Origin of the sequence: Terrisporobacter hibernicus, from assembly GCF_020809405.1 — a bacterium.
Taxonomy (GTDB): domain Bacteria; phylum Bacillota; class Clostridia; order Peptostreptococcales; family Peptostreptococcaceae; genus Terrisporobacter; species Terrisporobacter petrolearius.
In genome coordinates, this window is record NZ_CP081135.1 from 1,903,854 (window position 1) to 1,923,805 (window position 19,952).

Consider the following 19,952-nt stretch of genomic DNA (forward strand, 5'->3'; position numbering starts at 1 on the left):
ATATTAATGAATATATTAAGTTTAGGGGAAAAAATAAAAAGGCTTAGAAAAGAACAAAATATGACATTGAAGGAATTAGCTGGAGATAGAATTACAGCAGCTCAAATAAGTCATATTGAGAGAGACAAATCACATACAAGCTATGAGCTGTTGGAATATTTGTCTAATAAATTAGGGGTAAGTGTAGACTATTTACTAGAAACAAAAGAGATGCAATCTAAAAAAATAACAGATAATCTTATACTAAAAAGTGAAATTTATATTAAATGTGATGAATTAGAAAAAGCAGAAGAACAAATAAAAGAAATTATAGATATATGTAAAGAGTACAAATTAAATGAAAATTACGGTAAATGTAATAATCTATTAGCTGAGATTAATTGCAAAAAAGGAGATTATACATGTGCTGTATATTATTACGAAAAAGCACTATATTACTTTATAAAAAATGAAGATAAAGATGATATATACAATTGCTATGTTAATATAGGAAATATATATATGATAGATGAATTCTACAAGGGGGCTTTAACTCATTTTATGTTTGCAAAAGAGGTCCTAGACGAAAGTAACATAGAAGATGCAGACATATATAAAGAGTTATACAGTAAAATTTCTGAGTGTTACATGAAATTAAATCAACCTCAGAAGTCATTAGAGTTTATGGAAAAAATAGATAAAATAGATAATGAAGATTGTATAAAAGAAGAGGTTAATATTTTAGTACTAAAAGCTAAAAACCTACTAAACATTGGGAAATTTGCTGAATCTAAAGAATGCTTTAATAAAGCATTAGAAATAATAGAAAAAGAAGAAAACAAAAATAGATTGGCTAAAGTATATTTGTCTATGAGTAAAATTTACTCAGAAATGGGAGATATAGATAAACACTTAGAATACTCTCAAAAAGTATATGATATTACAAAGAGAGATGAAAACCAATATATGATGGAAAGTTTGTTTAATATGATTGATTCTTATGTAAAAAGAGGCGAATATGAGATGGCTCAAAGATATTGTAAATTAGCCCTAGTGTCATCTATTAAAAATAAAGATAAGTACTATGAGTATAAGTCACTAAAATTCTATTCAGACATGTATAATAATAAGGATGAAGTAGAAACATCAATCGATTATTTAAACAAGTGCATAGATATTGCAAAAGGATTAGAAAGTAAGAAAATATTAGCTAGTTTATACATTGAATTAGGTAAGTTATATTCGAGTATATCAAAAGAAAGAGAATTAGAATATTACCAAAAAGGTGTTATTATGTATAAAGAGTTAAATATTATATAATGTTTAACATATTAAATATTACTATGGAAAAGCTTTTTATTGTTGTGATTATTTAAAAAATATGATAATAACAAATTTACATTTGTATACTCAATTGGTATAATTATGGTATTGAAGCAATTTATAATTATATCTAAATAGAATAAATAAAAGATTTTTTATTTAAAGACTGAAGCAATAAAGTTAAATAATTTTATTAAAGTAAATAGTATTATCAGTCTTAATTCATTTCTATCTACTAAAAATAATTAAGGCAAAGCAATTATTATGTTTCATATTAATACTACTTCTTAAAATATTTATTATAAAAAGTGGTGTTGTATCTATTGATTTTTAACTGAAAATATAAAACAATAAAAAGGTGTTTAATGTGTTGGGGGACTTATTAAATATCATAAAAATTAATGCAACAAAAGCAAAATCTAAATTAGTAAGGAGGTTGATTTTTTATGCCAATGGATCTTAATTTAGGTGACATAGTAGAACTAAAAAAACAACATGCTTGTGGATGTAAACAATTTGAAATAGTTAGAGTAGGCATGGATATAAAAATTAAATGCACTAACTGTAAAAGATTGATTATGTTAGATAGACAAACTTTAGAGAAAAGAATAAAGAAAGTTGTAAGTAAATAGGAAAGCTTTAGTTAAACAGTTGTAGTAACCTAATAAAATTTATATAGATCATTAGGTAATATATAGGGGGTGCGTTAACATGGCAGTTAGATTTGCAGACAGAATGAGTAAAATTGAAGGGTCAGCTATACGTGAGTTATTAAAACTTACAGCTAGACCAGAGGTAATATCATTTGCAGGAGGAATGCCTGCTCCAGAATTATTTCCAGTGGAGGAAATGAAAAAAGTTTCAGTTGCAGTATTAGAAGAACAAGGGAGAGTAGCATTACAATATACATCAACAGAAGGCTATCTTCCATTAAGAGAAAAGATAGCTGCAAGAATGAACAAAACTCTTAAAACTAACGTAGGTCCAGATGATATATTAGTAACAAGTGGATCTCAACAAGGTCTTGACTTCTCAGGGAAAACATTTTTAGACAAGGGTGATGTAGTTTTATGTGAAAGTCCATCTTACATGGGTGCATTAAATGCAATGAAAGCTTATGAGCCTGAATTTATAGAAATTAATACTGATAATGATGGTATGATAATGGAAGATTTAGAAAAAGTTCTAGCTTCAAATGATAAAGTTAAATTAATTTATGTAATACCAGATTTCCAAAACCCATCAGGTAGAACATGGCCATTAGAAAGACGTATTAAGTTCATGGAAATAATAAATAAATATGAAATACCTGTAGTAGAAGATAATCCATATGGGGAATTAAGATTTGATGGAGAAAGCTTACCATCATTAAAATCATTAGATACTAAAGGTTTAGTAATTTATCTTGGAACTTTCTCAAAAATATTCTGTCCAGGATATAGATTAGGATGGACTTGTGCAGCTCCAGAAATACTAGCTAAATATAATATTTGTAAACAAGGATCTGACTTACAAGCTTCTACAATAAGCCAAATGGAAGTAAGCAAATTTATGGATATGTATGATTTAGATGAGCACGTTGCAAAAATAAAATCGTGTTATGTTAAGCGTAGAGATATAATGTTAAAGACTATGAAAGAAGAATTCCCAGAATGCGTTGAGTTTACACATCCACAAGGAGGACTATTTACTTGGGTTACATTCCCAGAAGGAATTAATGCTGGTGATATGGCTAAAAAATGTTTAGAGAAAAATGTAGCATATGTTCCAGGTGAGTCATTCTATCCAAATGGTGGAGTATACAATACTTGTAGACTTAACTATTCAAATATGCCTGAAGAAAAAATAGTAGAAGGTATAAAGAGAATGGGAGAAGTATTAAGAGAAGAATTAGCTAAAAACGAAGAAAAAGAGTTAGCTACTAATAAATAATTTGTATAAAACTTATAATATAGGTGAATACTAAAAAACGGGCAAAGGTTTTCTTTGTCCGTTTTCAATTTAAAATGGATAGCTATTAAGCTATCCATTTGGGAGATTGGGATGAAATATATTTAAGTTATGGGGGCTATATATACTTGTATTATTTATCACAAGCAATAAAAATATACATAAATTGAATAAAATAAATAAAATTTTTAAACTCTAAATAAATATAAAACTATTATTAAATTATACAAAGTAAAATTAGGCATAAATAGTTTGACAGAGATTATTATAAGTGATAAAATACATAAGTATGAGAATTTATTCTCATTTCTCTGCTCTGCAAAAGTGGAGCCGTTAAGTCCAAAGGGAGGTGAAATTTAATGAAGAATTATGAATTAGTTTACGTTGTAAGACCAAACGCTGAAGACGAAGTTAAAGAAGCAGTAATGAACAAAGTTCAAGAAGTAATCTCAGCTAATGGCGAAGTTGAAAAAGTTGACACTTGGGGAAACAAGAAATTAGCTTACCCAATAGCTAAGTTCACAGAAGGTTTCTACGTGTTAGTAAACTTCAAAGCTTCTGCTGATCTTCCAAAAGAATTAGACAGAAACTTAAAAATAAACGAAAACGTAATAAGACATATGATAGTTTGTGCTTAATTAGCGTTTAACTAGTTTTATTATGAATAGGATGGTGCTTTTATGAACCATGTAGTATTAGTTGGTAGATTAACTAAGGATCCAGAATTAAGATATATACCTGGAAGTGGAACACCTGTTGCTAACTTTACAATAGCTATAGATAGAAACTATACTAAAAAAGATGGAACTAAAGAAACAGACTTTATTCCTGTCGAAGTGATGGGAAAAGCAGCTGACTTTTGTGCAAATTATATCTCAAAAGGTAGATTAGTTGCAGTTCAAGGAACTTTAAGAGTTGATAGATATCAAACACAATCTGGAGAAAATAGAACTTTTACTAAAGTGAGTGCTAATTCAGTACAAGCTTTAGAGAGCAATAAAAATAGATCTGAAAACCCATACGGAGAAGGTCATCAAGGTTCGCAACCGACTTTCGAACCTAACTTCGAGGCACCACAAGGATTAGATCCAAATGGTTTCCAAGCAATAGATGATGACGAAATACCATTTTAGAAAAGGAGGGGACTCTAAATGATAAACAAGAAAAGACGTAAGAAAAGAAAAGTTTGTCAATTCTGTGCTTCTAAAGACGCTAGAATAGACTACAAAAACACTCAAAGATTACAAAAATATGTAACTGAAAGAGGTAAAATATTACCAAGAAGAATATCAGGAACATGTGCTAAACATCAAAGAGAATTAACAGTAGCAATAAAGAGAGCTAGAAATATAGCACTTTTACCATATACATTAGACTAATAAATATGCCTTCCATTGATTTATCAATGGTGGGCTTTTTTATTTTTTATTAGTTTTAGATAAATAAGAAAGATAGTTTTTGAAATTTTGGATAAATTATGTAAGTTAAATATTAAATTATTACTTGGGAAATTATAAATATGGATAATTTGATAATATTATTAGAAGGAAGGCACAAGCCCTCCTTTTTTCATTGTATGTTACCTTGTAAATTATGATATAATGTTTATATATTGAGGAGGGGGAAGATTGTGCGAATAGAAAAAGGTTCTGATATTACAAAAAATGTAAAAATAATAGAATGGATAAAAAATGAAATACTGATAAGTATAAGTAATTTGTTTAATCTAATATTTAAGGGCGTAAAACCTATTGACGATGGACTTCAAAATGCAATAGCTAATTTAATTATGTTGTCATATCTTTTAGGAAAAAGATTAGGCATTAGTTTTGATGAAATAGATCATAAAATAAAGGAAAAAGCAAAAGAAGGAATAAAGGAAGAGCACAGTATAGAAACCTGGTTTGGAGATTTGTCAAAATTGGAAAAACACATGGACAATAGGGAGTGATATAAATTGAATAAAGATTTAAGGCTATCGAAGGTATTACAGATAGTCATTTTAGCTATAATATTAATATTGATAAGCTTAAATGTTCCTCAATTAAGTTTAATATTATTATTAATACCAATACCTTTTGCATTAATCGGAACATTATCAAATATTAAAAATAATATAATATCACTAATAATTCCACTCTTTGCTTTAATACTTTTAAGTAAACCTATATATGCAGTTGATATATTTATAAACAGCATTGTTCCTGGAACAGTTATAGGTATTATAGTTAAAAAAATTTTAAGTAAAGAAGATAGCAATAAATATGAACCGATTTTTGCAGGTTCTATAGTGTTTATGCTTTCTATAGTAGTACATTATATTATATCAAAATATGCTTTCGGAGCTGATATCTTAAATGAGATGATTCAAGTATTCAATGAAAGTATAGAATCACAAAAAAGCCTGTTACAATCTATAAGTAACAATGAATTATTAAGTACAACAAATATTATAGATACATTTAAAAATATAATACCTACTATATTATTTTTTAGAGGAATGATTTCAGCAATAATTATATATTTTGTTGAAATATATGCTCTTAAAAGAATGAAATATGGAAGTTTTGATGAAATAAAATTCAGGAATTTTTATTTACCGGGAAATGCTATCGTTATTTCGTTTATATTATATTTATTAATGTTAGGCTTGTCCTATATAAAAACACCATTGTATACAGATGCAATATTCTTAAATCTACAAATGGTATTTAACTTTATGTTTATAGTACAAGGCATAGCCGTATCTATTTATTTTATAAAAAAATGGTTAAAAAATGGGATAAATAAAAAAGTGTTTATAGGTGCAATGTGCGTAGGTATATTTGGAATGACAGGAATTTCTTTTATAGGTATGGTAGATAGTATATTAGACTTTAGAAATGTGAGAGCTTATAAATCTATATAGGAGGATAGGAATGAGGAATAAACCAAGTTTTAAAGTAAATATGCCAGAAATAAATATATATATATTAATTATTGGAATAACAAGTTTAATCCTACTTTTCTATAATTTGTATATAGGATGTTTGTTTTTCTTTGCATTTATTTATATAGTATTTCACAATTGGAGAATTGCTAATTTTAGAAAAAAAGAGTGGAATAGATACATCGAGAATCTGTCTTTAGATATAGATGAAACAACAAAAAAGGCAATAATGAATTTACCTATACCTCTTTGTATTCTCGAATTTGATGGAAATATATCATGGTATAACAAGAGGTTTTATGACATGACACAGTCGCCAGACTTGCTTGGCGAAAATATTGATAATATAGTTAAAAATCTTAATCTAAGAAAAGTATTAAATGAAAATAAAGAAATGTATACTGATGTAAGCTACAACGATAGAGAGTATACAGTTGTTTATAATGTTATAAAAAATGAACAAGATGATCAAGTGAAATATTTGATGATGCTTTATTGGATAGATAAAACACAATATTTAGCTCTTTCTCAAAAATATGAGGAAGAAAAGAATATAATAATGTTAATTCAAGTAGATGGATATGATGAAGTATTAAAGAGTGCAGATGAGGATAAAAGATCTTTAATTTCTGTAGAACTAGAAAGAATCCTATGTGGCTTGGAAATATCTTTACAAGCAGCAGTAAAAAGAACTTCTAAGGATAAATACATAGTTATAACTAATCAAAAAGGTTTATCTAAACTTCAAGAAAATAAATTTGCTATATTGGACACAATAAGAGGTATTGATTATGGAAATACACTTCCTGTAACAATAAGTATAGGCGTTGGCAGAAGTGGAGATTCAATTTATGAAAATATTAAACTTGCTACTGGAGCTTTGGATTTAGCTTTAGGTAGAGGTGGAGACCAAGCTATTGTAAAAACAAAAGATAAGTTTGAGTTTTATGGTGGAAAGTCTAAGGCCGTTGAAAAGACAACAAAGGTTAAATCTAGGCTAATAGGCCATGCATTAAAAGAGATAGTATCTCAAAGTCAAACTATTTATATAATGGGTCATAAATATCCTGATTTAGACGCTATGGGAGCAGCAGTAGGTATATACGATATATGTAAATCTTTGAAAAAAGAAACATATATAGTGTTGGATTCTGTTAACGAGTCTATAGATGAGTTTGTAAGCAGATTGAACAAATGTGAATATTATAAGGATTTATTTATAAGTAAAGAAGATGCAATAAAAAATTGTACGAGAGAGACATTAGTAGTTGTAGTTGATACTCATAGGCCTAGTTATACTGAATGTGAAGAGTTGCTAGGGATAAGCAAAAAAGTAGCTGTAATAGATCACCATAGAAAAGGTGTAGAATCTATTCAAGATACTGTTTTATCATTCCATGAAATTTATGTATCATCTACTTGTGAAATGGTAACAGAAGTTGTCCAGTATTTAGAGGATGATGTTAAAATAAATAAACTTACAGCAGAAGGGCTTCTTGCAGGTATAAGTTTAGATACAAAATTCTTTGCATTTAAAACAGGAGTAAGAACTTTTGAGGCAGCTTCTTATTTAAAGAAGGTAGGAGCAGATACTACAGAAGTTAAGAAACTATTTAGATCAAATGTGGAAGATTTTAAGACCAAAGCAGAAATTATAAGTAATACTCGTATTATTGATAATAGAATCTGTATATCTTATTCAAAAATACAGTCTGAAAATATTAACGTGGTTATTGCTCAGGCTGCAGATGAATTATTGACAGTAAAGAAAATAGAGGCATCATTTATACTTGGTGAAAAAGATGGAACTGTATTTATAAGTGCAAGGTCATTAGGAAAGATAAATGTACACGTTTTAATGGAAAAGCTAGGTGGAGGTGGACATATGGATATAGCCGGTGCTCAGCTGGAGGGAGTATCTATAAAAGAAGCCTATATGAAAGTACATGAAATAATTGAACAATACTTAAGGGAGGAAGACTAAATGAAAGTAATATTATTAAAAGATGTTAAAGGAACAGGTAAAAAGGGAGAAGTTAAAGAAGTAAGTGATGGATACGCAAAGAACTTTTTATTACCTAAAAAAATGGCAGTAGTTGCTGACAATACAAATGTAAAAGAATTAAATGAAAAGAATAAATCAAAAGAATTAAAAGCTCAAAAAGAATATGAAGAAGCTGTTGAATTAGGAAAGAAAATGGAAGACATGTCTGTAACTATATATTCTAAAGCTGGTGATGCTGGAAGATTATTTGGATCAATAACTTCTAAGGATGTAGCAGAACAATTAAAGAAACAGCATAATATAGAAGTGGATAAGAGAAAAATTTTACTTGATGAACCAATTAGAGTATTAGGATCAAGATTTGTAGAAATAAAAATACATCAAAAAGTTACTACTAAGGTAAGAGTAGATGTTAAAGAAAAACAATAAGCACTAGGTTGAGGTGATAATAATGGAGGATATAAGTAGAATTCCTCCACATAGTGTGGAATCAGAGCAATCAATATTAGGTTCTATTATTCTTGATAAAGACGCAATTATAACTGTGGCAGAAACTATAAATCCTAGTGATTTTTACAAAGAAGCTCACAAAATAATATATGAGTCTATGTTAAAGTTAAATAGTAATAATGAACCAATAGATTTGATAACATTAATAGAGGAATTAAGAAAAGAAGGTCATTTAGATAATGTTGGAGGTATTAGCTATCTAACAAGCCTTTCAACAATAGTTCCAACGACATCAAATGTAAAGTATTACGCCAACATAGTGAAAGAAAAATCCGTTATGAGACAGCTTATAAAGGCGTCTAATGAGATTATAAACTTAGGATATGATGCTTCTACAGATGTTCAGGAAATATTAGATCAGGCAGAAAAAAATATATTTGATATATCTCAAGAAAAATCTGGTGATGATATCCAACCAATAAACTTAGTTCTACAAGATACCTTTGATATGATTGAAAGGTTGTGTACGCAAAAAAGTGATGTTACAGGAATAACTACTGGATTTACAGATTTAAATAAAAAAATAAATGGACTTCAAAGAACAGACTTAATTCTGCTAGCGGCAAGACCTGCCATGGGAAAAACAGCATTCTCACTAAACCTTGTTCAAAATGCAGCATTAAAAGGTGATGCATCTGTGGCAGTATTTAGTTTAGAGATGTCTAAAGAACAGCTAGTTCAACGTATGTTATCTGCACAATCTAATGTGGAGCTGAGTAAAATAAAAACTGGTTCTCTTGGAGAATCAGATTGGCCAAGGATAATAGATGCTATGGCAGTATTATCAGAAGCTAATATTTTCATAGATGATACTCCTGGTATAAAAATATCAGAGATAAGATCAAAATGTAGAAGATTAAAAATAGAAAAAGGATTAGATTTAATCCTAATAGATTACCTTCAATTGATGGAGGGAGAGGGTAAAAATGAAAACAGGCAACAAGAAATAGCTAAAATTTCTAGATCTTTAAAAATACTAGCTAAAGAGCTAGATTGTCCTGTGGTTGCTCTTTCACAGCTATCTCGTTCTCCAGAACTTAGAAAAGACCATAGACCTATATTATCAGATTTAAGGGAGTCTGGGTCTATAGAGCAGGATGCAGATATAGTTATGTTCCTATACAGAGATGAATATTATCATGACGATTCTGAAAAGAAAAATATAGGTGAAGTTATAATTGCAAAAAATAGACATGGCGAAACTGGTAATGTAGAATTAGTCTGGTTTGGTCAAGTACAAAAATTTGCCGACAAAGTTAGAGAAATATAAACATATATCCACAGAACAACCTTTCTATATTTAAGAAAAATGTGGATAATTATGAAAAAATAGTATTAAATGCAGACTATACAATGAAATGTTATACACAGTATCCACAAATAGTATGTGGATAAATGTGAATAACTGAATAAATATGTGTAAAACTTAATGAAAGAGTTGTTTACAAGATAGTAATATCTTTTAAACAACTCATATTTATGCCCCAAAATAAGTTAATATGGAGAATAATAAAATGAAAGTACAAATGTTTTTTGTATATCCAGATATGGGAATTGTTAATAAAGAAAGTAACTTGTTTAGGATTGTTGATAATGAATTAAAAGAAACATTAGTAATTTATTTGATGGAAGAGAACAATCAATATAATATATACATGATAAATACAATGACAGGATCTATAGAAAAAGTTTTTACGGGTAAGGATTTAGATGAAGTTGAGAAATTTAATGATATATTTATTGAAAAAAGGGATAATATTATTAATGGAAAAAGCTTAGAAGAAATAGAAAGATACATATTAAAAGCAATTAGAAATTAAAAAAGTTGAAACTAAAACGAATATTTGTTAAAATATATAACGTAAGTGTTCGATAATAAGTTGAAAATAAATTATATATTAGATTATATGAAATTTAATATATAGATAATAGAGGTGAAATAAATGAAAACAGTAGCAGTTGTTGGTTCTCAATGGGGCGATGAGGGAAAAGGAAAAGTTATTGATTTTCTTGCTACTCAAGCTGATGTAGTAATAAGAGGACAAGGTGGAAATAATGCAGGTCATACATTAGTAGTAGATGGAAAGAAATTTGCATTAAGATTAATACCATCAGGAATATTAAACCCAAATACAATAAACGTAATAGGAAATGGTATAGTATTTGATCCAAAAGGTTTCTTTGAAGAAATAGAAATGCTTGAAAGTAATGGAATAAGTACTAAGAATATAAAAATAAGTGATAGAGCTCACATAGTGTTCCCTTATCATAAAGAATTAGATGGATTAGCAGAAGAAGCAAGAGGAGATAACAAAATAGGAACAACTAAAAAAGGTATCGGTCCTTGCTATATGGATAAAACAGAGAGATCAGGAATAAGAGTTTGTGACTTAATGGATAAAGAAATTTTTGCTAAAAAATTAAAACTTCAAATAGAAGCAAAGAACAAAATAGTTACAGGTGTATATGAGAAAGAAGCTATGTTTGATTTTGATGAAGTATACAATGAATTTATTGTATATGCAGAAAAAATGAGACCATTTGTTGATGATACAACTGTAATAGTTTATGATGCAATAAAAGCTAATAAAAAAGTATTATTTGAAGGTGCTCAAGGTACATTACTTGATTTAGATCTTGGAACATATCCGTTTGTAACATCTTCACACCCTATATCAGGTGGATTTGCAGTAGGTGCAGGTGTTGGTCCAAACATGATAAAAGACGTTGTTGGTATAGTAAAAGCTTATACAACAAGAGTAGGAGAAGGTCCTTTTGTAACTGAGTTACATGATGAGACTGGAGATAAAATAAGAACTCAAGGTCATGAATTTGGAACAGTTACAGGAAGAGCTAGAAGATGTGGTTGGTTCGATGCTGTTATAGTAAAATATGCAGCTAGAGTAAATGGATTAACAAGTATTTCATTCATGTTATTAGACGTATTAACAGGATTTGATAAGATAAAAATATGTACTGCTTATAAAATGGGAGATGAAATAATAAACAACTTCCCAGCTTCATTAGAAGATTTAGCAAAATGCGAGCCAGTATACGAAGAATTAGATGGATGGCATGAAGATATAACAAAGGTTGAAAACTTTGATGATCTTCCAGAGAATGCTAAGAAGTATGTAGCTAGAATAGAAGAATTAATAGATGTTAATATAGATTTAGTATCTGTTGGTCCAAACAGAACTCAAACAATAATAAGAAAAAATATATTTGCATAGAGTTTCACATGAAACAAAAAGGAGAAAACTGTCATAAGTTTTCTCCTTTTATTTATTTAAATTAGATATTTTATTTTGCCATCTTAAATCAGCACCAACAAATTTAATCATTTTGAATTTATCAAAAATACGTGAAAAAATTCTTTGAGAATAAAGTTCGCCAAGTTGTGCAGGATTAAGATTAGTAGAAATAATAGTTTTTTTGCCATTTAATAAACGAGTATTTAGAATTATAAATAATTCACTAATAGTAAATGAATTAGTAAGTTCTGTACCTAAATCGTCTATTATTAAAAGATCACATTCAAATAAATTTTCGTAATCATCTCTTGATAAATGATGATCAGAATTTCTAAATTTATATTCTTCTATGATTTCAAACATTTTAAAGGCAGTTTGGTATATTACTAAATATCCTTTATCAAGAAGTTCCTTGGCAATATAGCTAGACATAAATGTTTTACCAAGTCCTGTATCTCCATAAAACAATAAGTTTTTATCATTGTCTTTATCGAAATCATAAATAAATTCATCACAATCAGATAAAATTAGTTGCATGTTTTGTCTAGGAGAAACACCAGTGCTTGGATCAACTTCTTCTGAAAAAATACTGTCGTCATATGTACACTGATTTTGTTTATCTAACATTCTAGACAAATTAGACATTTTATAAGATTCGTTAATAATTGCTTGCTTTAAACAGTTGCATTTTTTACCGTTTGGGAGAAAACCTCTATCATTACACATACTACATTCATATTGAATATCAAGATAACCTTTAGGAACATTCCAACCATCTAATAAAGCTTGTTTTTCGCTAGTTAAAGCTTGTATTTTTTCTTTGGCCTCTAATGTAAGAGTATCCTTATTTGATGGATTTTTAAGAACAAGTTTCATCATCTCTAATCCAACTTTGCTAATTTCATCTTCTATTTCTTTTACTTTAGGAATTTGTTTATAAACATCATTTTTCCTTTGTTCTAGTAGCCGATCTGCTTTATCTCTTTTTCTCTCGTAACTAGTAAGAATATCTCTTAATTTTGATTCCTGCATTTAATCACCTACCTACTAAAATTTACCCTTTTGACTTTCTTTTAGAAGTTTCTCTAATTCCTCAGGGCTGTAGTTTCTAAATGTTTCGTTGATATTATGGAATCTTGTTTTAACTTTAGGAACAGAGTTATTATTTGAAGTTGTATTCTTTCTATTTTGTTTTTTTTGATTAAATTCTTCTTCTAATTTTTCTATATCATCTAAAGTCTTAACATTATTCTTTTTATATCTTTCAATTATACCATTTATATAAGATATAGAAGGATTAGATGTATTTTTTGATTTGCTACAAGCTTCTAATATAACTTCTATATCCATATTGTACTTATCAATCCATGTATCCATAATTCTTTTTTCTTCTGATCCAGGATTTCTATTAAATCCAAGAGACTTAAAAATAAGCTTATGAATGTCATAGCGCTTTTTATCTTCAATTACATTATTTTCAATATCTTCAATAGTATAAAGTCCTAAGTCGTACCAGTTTCTAAGTATACCTTCAATATAATTAAGATTTTTAGGTGTACCATTATTATTTTGCTTTGAAGTTTCATATGCATAAACAATAACATCAGGATTAACATTAAATTTTTCTCTAATGTCTAGTATTCTTAATTTTTCTGAAGGATCAAGAAATCTTCCTATTATACGATTTATGCTATTAAACATTTTAGTTATGCTTGGATTATGTCCAGCAGAAACTATTCTATCACTATTAGACTTAATAGAAGGTGTATTAATTTGTAGATTTTCAACATAGAGTCTTTTTAAATCTAAAAACTCAATTGAATAATCAAAAGCATCTGGACTATCGTTTTTGTGCATTTTAACTATGTTTTGCTTCTCCCAGAATTTCCATGCATTAATAACATCTGACAAGGGAACTTCTAGAATTCTAGCAATAGAACTGTTATCAAATTTAGGGTCTGGGATAGAAGAACAAACTTGCCTATACGCTAAAAGATATACCTTTGTGTATAATCCATCACCCATAGGCATATATATATCTATGAAGATATTTGGGATGGTTGTTTCTCCAAAATCTATATCATTTTCTTCTTTATAAAAAAACATATAATCACCTCAGCTTCAATTATAACATAAAAGCTATTACAAATTTATATTGTAAGTTTTAAAAAAAAATATTCACTAAAAAGGAGGTATAAATTGGTTATTAAATTCGATAAAAAGAGAAGAAGATTATTTGTTATAGTCTTAGCTCTTCTAATCATTATAGGGGGAAGTATACGCACATTTATACTAACTAATCAAAGAGAAACTTTTACACTTAAAGATGAAAAAAACAAAAACGAATATACAATAGATGTAATATATGATGATGAAACTAATCGTATTTTATGCAACGAAAGTTTAGTTTATATTAATAATACGAAAACTACACTAGATAAAATTTACCTACATATTTATCCAAATGCTTTTTGCAAAGAAAAATCAGTTCCTTTTGAAGACTCAGAAATGAGCAGAGCTTATCCAAATGGTTTTAACGAAGGATATATAGATCTTAAAAATGTATTAAGTGATAAGGAAAAATTAAAGTATGAAGTAACAGGAGATAAAAATGATATTCTAGAGATTAAGTTGGATAAATTATTAAAAGCGGGTGAAGTAGTAAAAATAGATTTAAAATATAATGTTAAATTACCTAATTGTCTTGGAAGATTTGGTTATGGTGACAATACAGTGAATGTAACAAATTGGTTTCCTATAGCTTGTGTTTATGATGATAAGGGATGGAATTTAAAAAGTTATGAAACTGTAGGGGATCCATTTTATAGCGATACTAGTAATTTTAGTGTGAAGATATTAGCACCATCAAAATATAAGTTAGCAACTACAGGAAAAGTAACAGAGAAGAAAACAGACAATGAAAAAATACTATACACCATAGATGGTAAGATGGTTAGAGATTTTGCTTTTATTTTAAGTGACAAATTTATAGTAAATAAGGCTAATTATAAAGATATTGTGATAAATACATATAATTTAAATGAGGATATGAGTAAAGATGCTTTGGATATATCTAAGTCATCCATAGAGATTTTTAGTAATTTATTTGGGGACTATCCATATGATACATATTCGGTAGTAGCCAGTGATTTTTTTATTGGGGGAATGGAATATCCCATGTTATCTATGATAGATGAAAGTCTATATAATAGAGAAAACAAATTTTTATTGGAGTATGTAATAGCTCATGAAACTGCCCATCAATGGTGGTATAGTGTTATAGGAAATGATGAAATTAATGAACCTTGGTTAGATGAAGCATTAACGGAATACTCAACTATACTTTATTTTGAACAAAAGTATGGAAAAGAAACTGGAGATAAATTAATAAAAACTATGGAAGTACAAACAAGAAACTATAAAACAACTGATATATTTAAGGCTACAACAGAGTATAAAGACTCCTCAGAATATAGTTTAAGTGTTTATACAAAAGGAGCAGTAGTTTTCAATGAAATAAGAAAAGAAGTGGGAGATAAAGTATTTTTTAATACATTAAAAGAATACTATAATACATATAAATTTAAAAATGTAAACGGACCTCAATTTGTTGATCTTTGGAAAAGTAAAGGCGTGGATATTGAAAAAATTATAAAAGAATATAAATAAAATTTTGCCAGAGCATTGAAAAATAATTTAATGCTCTGTTTTTTTGGTATAATATAATTTATGAGAAAAAGAGAAAAGAGGTGCACTATGTTGAAATATTGTTCTATAGGAAGTGGAAGTAGCGGAAATTGTCACTTTGTTAGTTATAAGGATACTAATATATTAATAGATGCAGGCCTTAGTGGTAAAAGAATAATGACAGGTTTAGATGAGATAAATGCTGATATAGAAAAAATAAAGGGCATATTTATAACACATGAGCATTCGGACCATATAAAAGGTGCAGGAATATTATCGAGAAAATTGGACATACCTATTTTTGCAAATGTAAAAACATGGTGTGCCATGAAAGATAAATTAGGAAACGTAAAAGAAGGAAATATGAAAGTATTTGAAAATGATAAAACATATAGCATAGGGGATTTAGGAATTAAGCCCTTTTCCATACCACATGATTCAAGTGATGCTGTAGGGTATAATTTATTTTCGGGGCAGGAAAAAATGTCAATTGCTACGGATATAGGGTGTGTAACAGATAATATTAGACAGAATTTATATGACTCAAAACTTGTAGTATTAGAGTCTAATTATGACCCAAACATGCTAATGATGGGAAGCTATACTTATAGTTTAAAAAGAAGGGTAATGTCTGATTGTGGACATCTATCAAACGAAGAAGCAGCTAAGTTCTGTGTGGATTTAATTAATAATAATACACAATCTATACTATTAGCTCATTTAAGCAAGGAAAATAATTTTCCAGACCTGGCTTTCGCTACATCAAAGAATGTACTAGCTAATAATGACATGATAATAGGACAAGACCTAAATCTAGAAGTTTTATCAAGAGATAAAGTTTCAAAGGTTTTTGAACTGTAAAATTACCTTGGTCCATATGTGTAACGATATATTTTTGAACCATGTGTGGGAGAATTTTTTTGCTATTGTTTCAGATACATCTGTTGCTCAAAAGATAAAGTTAATAAGAGGAGAAAAATATGCGTATCAGTATAGTTTGTGTAGGAAAAATAAAAGAAAAATATTTAAAATTAGGAATAGATGAATTTTCAAAAAGATTATCTAAATATTGCAAACTAGAAGTAATAGAATTAGATGATGAAAAAGCTCCTGAAAATTTAAGCGATAAAGAAATGCTTATGATTAAGGATAAAGAAGGAAAGAAGATACTAAGTAAAATCAAAGATAACGCTCATGTTATAGCTCTTGCTATAGATGGAAAGAATTTATCATCTGAAGAATTGGCAGATACAATTGGTAATTTAGGTGTTAGAGGAACAAGTCATATAGTATTTGTTATAGGCGGATCTTTAGGGCTTTCTGATGAGGTATTAAGAAGAGCTAATTATAAGTTGTCTTTTTCGAAGATGACCTTTCCTCATCAACTTATGCGACTAATATTATTGGAACAAATTTATAGAGCTTATAGAATAAATAACGGAGAACCATACCATAAGTAAGAAATAATAATTTAATAAACGAAATTAACTATATTAATACTCCATAACATTTTTAATTAAGGAGTATTTTTTGTTAGAAACAACATCAAAATTAAGAAAAATATAAAATAATTAGCTTAAAGAAAAAGATATAAATAGAATTATATGAAAGGTATGCAAAATATAGTTAATTAGGCTATAAATGAATAAAAATCACCTTAAGTTTCTAGATTTATTTGCTTAATTGTACTTGCTTAAAAAGTATAATATAATAAATAAATAGTTGTTAAATTTAATAATATGTAAGGATGTGTTGAAATGAATATGCAAAAATATGATAAAGATAATCCAAAACTAGTTAACTCTATGGTATGCGCTATAGATATATTAGGCTTTTCACAAATGATATCAGATTCTTGTAGAGATGGATATGGAGATCAGTTATTAAAAGATATCAACTACCTTATAAATAAGAATAAGCAATGTGTAGTTCCTAATAAATATAGCCAAGGAAATATAAAGATATATACGGATAATATGATTATTGGATATCCTATAAAAGATGATGGAGAAGCTGAATTAAATGAAATACTAGATAATGTATCAGAATATCAATTTAATCTATCACTAGAAGGCCTTTTTGTTAGAGGTGGTGTAAGTGTAGGTGATTTTTATATAAATGAGGACATTGTATTTGGACCAGCTCTTTTAGATGCTCATAATACAGAAAGTAAACTAGCATGCTATCCAAGAATTATACTAGATGATAAAACTGTAAAAAGGTTAAAAAAATACATAAATTATTATGATGTAGCACCACAATATAATAAAATACTTATAGACAGCGATGGACAATGGTTTTTAAATTATTTAAATACCATATTTAAATATTATAGAGAGTGTAACAATGAATATGAATTTGAAAGAATACAACTAGAATTACTACTTAGACATAAGGTTAAAATTGAAGAAATGCTAGAGATTAACAAAAAGAATATAAGAGTATGGGATAAATATGTTTGGACAGCTAATTACCACAATTATTTTTGTGATTTAAATTTCCCAAATGATAAACAGTTAAAAATATCAAGAAAAAGTCTACTTTCATGGCCAAGCCAAGTTTTAAATGATGATCTGTAAAATTTAGTAAGAAACATTAAAAAAATAAATTTTTATGAAGACAAATTAATGCAATTATTGACGATAATTTGTAGTACTATTTTATTAGCAAAAGGTACTACTTAGTTAATTGAAGGCGTTGCAAGTAAAGATTATTAAAGTTTTGAAAAAACAAAAATGGAACAGTTTTTATAGCTATAGGTTTAGGAGTATTAATTAAAAGAAGTGATGCCTTATTTATTGTAGGTATAATTTGGGGATTAAGTGGATTGGTGAAATATGATGGTTATTTGAATGTGGCATTGTATAAATTGTTCAATAGAGATAAATGAATATTAATTTTAGTTAAAGTAATAGTTTAATTTAGTTTATCACTTGTTTTGATATTTGATCCATTTAGAAAACTTGGGCATCATGTTACTATCTTAGGTATAGAATTAGTGTTTGATGGTACTATGGAAATTATTAATACAGGTTCAAAAACGAAAAAACTACTTACGCAATCTATTTAAAGTAATATGAAAATTATTTTAAAGAATAAATAATTAAATTTTAAGAAATAACATAAAAAATGAAAAGCATTTAGACTATTGAAAATATACAGTCTAAATGCTTTTTCATTTTTTAAAGTTATTATTTTTTGAATATACCGAATGGTTTACCAACTGGTAAGAAAGTTCTTCCAAAATGAGTGTTTAAAACAGCGGCACCACAACCATAGAATGATACTATTGCTATTGATAATTCAGAATAAGCAGCTAGCATATGAGTAGTATGTTCCATTATTCCGAATGAGCTTAAAGATAATCCTATAAATAAGAAATCTATAAGAACAAATATAGTAAATAATACTTTATGAGTTTCCATAGCTCCTATAGTCATAAACAATGTAAATACTAAATATCCTAAGTAAGCAAATCCTAATTGTTTTGTATCACAAGCAGCTGCTAATTCAGTACCAAATACTCCGTTTTGTATTAACCAAGTAAACCCAACTGCATACCAGAAAAATGCGTAAGCACCAAATGCAGTAGCACCAAATGTATTGTTATGTTTGAAATCATTTATACATGCAAATAATTGAGCTGTAGCTCCTAAAAATATAGCCCATGGTAAAACTAAAGATACTCCTGAAGTTAATCCTAGTTTTTGAGATGAAGCCACTAATGTTATTATTGCTAATCCAAAAAGTCCTAATGCTGATGGATCAGCAGTTACAACTTTAACTTTTGTTTCGTTTGTCATTGTGAAACCTCCTAATAAAATATCATATTAATGCATTTTGTATACACATACTAATCTATAATACCAAAAATTTTGTGATAGGTATACAAAAAAATTTAAATAGTTAATAATTGGTGTAACTTAGATATATCAATGCATAGGATATCGTATTCACAAATTGGAAATGGAAAAATATTAAAAAATGTTTAAGATAAAAAAGAAAGGGAATAAACAATAATATATGATAGAATGATAACAATTATCAATTAATTGTTTTTTTCTAATAAATAATAATTAAAATATTGCAGGCGGTGAAAGTTATGGACTTAATAACTAAAATAAAAAGAAATACAGGTGCTTTACATAGTGCTGCAGAACATTCAGGAATTTTAAAAAGAATAGTAGATGGAGAGGCATCGATAGAGAGTTATGTAGAATACCTATTAAACCTTAGTGCTATGTATAAAGTAATAGACGAAACTATAGATAATAATAAATATAATTAGGTAATAGACATTTTAAAGTGTTTTTAT

General features: G+C 28.0%; 22 protein-coding genes. 19 read left to right on the forward strand and 3 right to left on the reverse strand.

The window, feature by feature from the left end; genetic code table 11:
- The first annotated feature begins 6 nt into the window (after positions 1 to 6).
- From JW646_RS09445 to JW646_RS09505, 13 genes are all read left to right on the forward strand, one after another.
- Entirely contained in the window at positions 7 to 1,299 is a 1,293-nt protein-coding gene (locus JW646_RS09445; RefSeq protein ID WP_074920227.1) for a tetratricopeptide repeat protein, read from the forward strand.
- 449 nt (positions 1,300 to 1,748) lie between these two features.
- On the forward strand, positions 1,749 to 1,934 hold the full coding sequence (locus tag JW646_RS09450; protein ID WP_074920228.1) for a DUF951 domain-containing protein: 186 nt from the start codon (positions 1,749 to 1,751) through the stop codon (positions 1,932 to 1,934).
- A 79-nt stretch (positions 1,935 to 2,013) separates the two neighbouring features.
- Positions 2,014 to 3,234: an aminotransferase-like domain-containing protein gene (locus tag JW646_RS09455; protein ID WP_074920229.1), complete on the forward strand. Its 1,221-nt coding sequence runs from the start codon at positions 2,014 to 2,016 to the stop codon at positions 3,232 to 3,234.
- A gap of 377 nt (positions 3,235 to 3,611) precedes the next feature.
- Entirely contained in the window at positions 3,612 to 3,890 is a 279-nt protein-coding gene (rpsF, locus tag JW646_RS09460; protein WP_074920230.1) for a 30S ribosomal protein S6, read from the forward strand.
- A gap of 42 nt (positions 3,891 to 3,932) precedes the next feature.
- On the forward strand, positions 3,933 to 4,385 hold the full coding sequence (gene ssb, locus JW646_RS09465; protein WP_018590089.1) for a single-stranded DNA-binding protein: 453 nt from the start codon (positions 3,933 to 3,935) through the stop codon (positions 4,383 to 4,385).
- 18 nt (positions 4,386 to 4,403) lie between these two features.
- A complete protein-coding gene (gene rpsR, locus JW646_RS09470; protein ID WP_018590090.1) occupies positions 4,404 to 4,631 on the forward strand; it encodes a 30S ribosomal protein S18 in 228 nt (75 codons plus the stop codon).
- 251 nt (positions 4,632 to 4,882) lie between these two features.
- The gene (locus JW646_RS09475) at positions 4,883 to 5,203 is read left to right on the forward strand and encodes a MazG-like family protein (RefSeq protein WP_074920231.1); all 321 of its coding nucleotides are present in this window, start codon (positions 4,883 to 4,885) and stop codon (positions 5,201 to 5,203) included.
- Between the two features lie 6 nt (positions 5,204 to 5,209).
- On the forward strand, positions 5,210 to 6,160 hold the full coding sequence (locus JW646_RS09480) for a DUF2232 domain-containing protein (protein WP_228417310.1): 951 nt from the start codon (positions 5,210 to 5,212) through the stop codon (positions 6,158 to 6,160).
- 10 nt (positions 6,161 to 6,170) lie between these two features.
- Positions 6,171 to 8,165, forward strand: coding sequence for a DHH family phosphoesterase (locus tag JW646_RS09485; protein WP_228417311.1), 1,995 nt, complete (start codon positions 6,171 to 6,173; stop codon positions 8,163 to 8,165).
- The gene (rplI, locus tag JW646_RS09490) at positions 8,166 to 8,615 is read left to right on the forward strand and encodes a 50S ribosomal protein L9 (protein ID WP_074920234.1); all 450 of its coding nucleotides are present in this window, start codon (positions 8,166 to 8,168) and stop codon (positions 8,613 to 8,615) included.
- 22 nt (positions 8,616 to 8,637) lie between these two features.
- On the forward strand, positions 8,638 to 9,966 hold the full coding sequence (dnaB, locus tag JW646_RS09495; RefSeq protein WP_074920235.1) for a replicative DNA helicase: 1,329 nt from the start codon (positions 8,638 to 8,640) through the stop codon (positions 9,964 to 9,966).
- 244 nt (positions 9,967 to 10,210) lie between these two features.
- Positions 10,211 to 10,516 (forward strand): hypothetical protein, encoded by a 306-nt coding sequence (locus JW646_RS09500; RefSeq protein WP_228417312.1) that lies wholly within the window; start codon positions 10,211 to 10,213, stop codon positions 10,514 to 10,516.
- A 123-nt stretch (positions 10,517 to 10,639) separates the two neighbouring features.
- Positions 10,640 to 11,929: an adenylosuccinate synthase gene (locus tag JW646_RS09505; RefSeq protein WP_148558495.1), complete on the forward strand. Its 1,290-nt coding sequence runs from the start codon at positions 10,640 to 10,642 to the stop codon at positions 11,927 to 11,929.
- A gap of 48 nt (positions 11,930 to 11,977) precedes the next feature.
- On the opposite strand, the gene JW646_RS09510 is transcribed toward JW646_RS09505, so the two are convergent.
- On the reverse strand, positions 11,978 to 12,982 hold the full coding sequence (locus JW646_RS09510; protein WP_074920238.1) for an ATP-binding protein: 1,005 nt from the start codon (positions 12,980 to 12,982) through the stop codon (positions 11,978 to 11,980).
- A gap of 15 nt (positions 12,983 to 12,997) precedes the next feature.
- The gene (locus tag JW646_RS09515) at positions 12,998 to 14,056 is read right to left on the reverse strand and encodes a DnaD domain protein (protein ID WP_074920239.1); all 1,059 of its coding nucleotides are present in this window, start codon (positions 14,054 to 14,056) and stop codon (positions 12,998 to 13,000) included.
- 93 nt (positions 14,057 to 14,149) lie between these two features.
- Between JW646_RS09515 and JW646_RS09520 the strand changes: the two genes are divergently transcribed.
- The 5 genes from JW646_RS09520 to JW646_RS20130 all read left to right on the forward strand — a co-directional run bounded on the left by JW646_RS09520 (position 14,150) and on the right by JW646_RS20130 (position 18,707).
- Positions 14,150 to 15,619, forward strand: a complete 1,470-nt coding sequence (locus JW646_RS09520) for a M1 family metallopeptidase (RefSeq protein ID WP_074920240.1) — start codon at positions 14,150 to 14,152, stop codon at positions 15,617 to 15,619.
- 87 nt (positions 15,620 to 15,706) lie between these two features.
- A complete protein-coding gene (locus JW646_RS09525; protein ID WP_228417313.1) occupies positions 15,707 to 16,498 on the forward strand; it encodes an MBL fold metallo-hydrolase in 792 nt (263 codons plus the stop codon).
- 119 nt (positions 16,499 to 16,617) lie between these two features.
- Positions 16,618 to 17,097 (forward strand): 23S rRNA (pseudouridine(1915)-N(3))-methyltransferase RlmH, encoded by a 480-nt coding sequence (gene rlmH / locus JW646_RS09530; protein WP_148558499.1) that lies wholly within the window; start codon positions 16,618 to 16,620, stop codon positions 17,095 to 17,097.
- 297 nt (positions 17,098 to 17,394) lie between these two features.
- On the forward strand, positions 17,395 to 18,216 hold the full coding sequence (locus tag JW646_RS09535; protein WP_074920243.1) for a hypothetical protein: 822 nt from the start codon (positions 17,395 to 17,397) through the stop codon (positions 18,214 to 18,216).
- Between the two features lie 359 nt (positions 18,217 to 18,575).
- Positions 18,576 to 18,707, forward strand: a complete 132-nt coding sequence (locus JW646_RS20130; RefSeq protein ID WP_255701562.1) for a hypothetical protein — start codon at positions 18,576 to 18,578, stop codon at positions 18,705 to 18,707.
- Between the two features lie 121 nt (positions 18,708 to 18,828).
- Here the strand turns inward: JW646_RS20130 and JW646_RS09540 are convergent, their stop codons facing one another.
- Positions 18,829 to 19,440, reverse strand: coding sequence for an acetate uptake transporter (locus JW646_RS09540; protein WP_074920244.1), 612 nt, complete (start codon positions 19,438 to 19,440; stop codon positions 18,829 to 18,831).
- Positions 19,441 to 19,739: 299 nt separating this feature from the next.
- Here JW646_RS09540 and JW646_RS09545 point away from each other — a divergent pair, with 299 nt between their 5' ends.
- Complete coding sequence (locus tag JW646_RS09545) at positions 19,740 to 19,925, forward strand: biliverdin-producing heme oxygenase (protein ID WP_228417314.1); 186 nt, start codon at positions 19,740 to 19,742, stop codon at positions 19,923 to 19,925.
- Positions 19,926 to 19,952 lie beyond the last annotated feature (27 nt).

Bases quoted from the DNA above. Each gene is read 5' to 3' on its own strand.
- JW646_RS09445 (WP_074920227.1), top strand. From the start codon at position 7: ATGAATATATTAAGTTTAGGGGAAAAAATAAAAAGGCTTAGAAAAGAA.
- JW646_RS09450 (WP_074920228.1), top strand. From the start codon at position 1,749: ATGCCAATGGATCTTAATTTAGGTGACATAGTAGAACTAAAAAAACAA.
- JW646_RS09455 (WP_074920229.1), top strand. From the start codon at position 2,014: ATGGCAGTTAGATTTGCAGACAGAATGAGTAAAATTGAAGGGTCAGCT.
- rpsF (WP_074920230.1), top strand. From the start codon at position 3,612: ATGAAGAATTATGAATTAGTTTACGTTGTAAGACCAAACGCTGAAGAC.
- ssb (WP_018590089.1), top strand. From the start codon at position 3,933: ATGAACCATGTAGTATTAGTTGGTAGATTAACTAAGGATCCAGAATTA.
- rpsR (WP_018590090.1), top strand. From the start codon at position 4,404: ATGATAAACAAGAAAAGACGTAAGAAAAGAAAAGTTTGTCAATTCTGT.
- JW646_RS09485 (WP_228417311.1), top strand. From the start codon at position 6,171: ATGAGGAATAAACCAAGTTTTAAAGTAAATATGCCAGAAATAAATATA.
- rplI (WP_074920234.1), top strand. From the start codon at position 8,166: ATGAAAGTAATATTATTAAAAGATGTTAAAGGAACAGGTAAAAAGGGA.
- dnaB (WP_074920235.1), top strand. From the start codon at position 8,638: ATGGAGGATATAAGTAGAATTCCTCCACATAGTGTGGAATCAGAGCAA.
- JW646_RS09500 (WP_228417312.1), top strand. From the start codon at position 10,211: ATGAAAGTACAAATGTTTTTTGTATATCCAGATATGGGAATTGTTAAT.
- JW646_RS09505 (WP_148558495.1), top strand. From the start codon at position 10,640: ATGAAAACAGTAGCAGTTGTTGGTTCTCAATGGGGCGATGAGGGAAAA.
- JW646_RS09510 (WP_074920238.1), bottom strand. From the start codon at position 12,982: ATGCAGGAATCAAAATTAAGAGATATTCTTACTAGTTACGAGAGAAAA.
- JW646_RS09515 (WP_074920239.1), bottom strand. From the start codon at position 14,056: ATGTTTTTTTATAAAGAAGAAAATGATATAGATTTTGGAGAAACAACC.
- JW646_RS09525 (WP_228417313.1), top strand. From the start codon at position 15,707: ATGTTGAAATATTGTTCTATAGGAAGTGGAAGTAGCGGAAATTGTCAC.
- rlmH (WP_148558499.1), top strand. From the start codon at position 16,618: ATGCGTATCAGTATAGTTTGTGTAGGAAAAATAAAAGAAAAATATTTA.
- JW646_RS09535 (WP_074920243.1), top strand. From the start codon at position 17,395: ATGAATATGCAAAAATATGATAAAGATAATCCAAAACTAGTTAACTCT.
- JW646_RS09540 (WP_074920244.1), bottom strand. From the start codon at position 19,440: ATGACAAACGAAACAAAAGTTAAAGTTGTAACTGCTGATCCATCAGCA.
- JW646_RS09545 (WP_228417314.1), top strand. From the start codon at position 19,740: ATGGACTTAATAACTAAAATAAAAAGAAATACAGGTGCTTTACATAGT.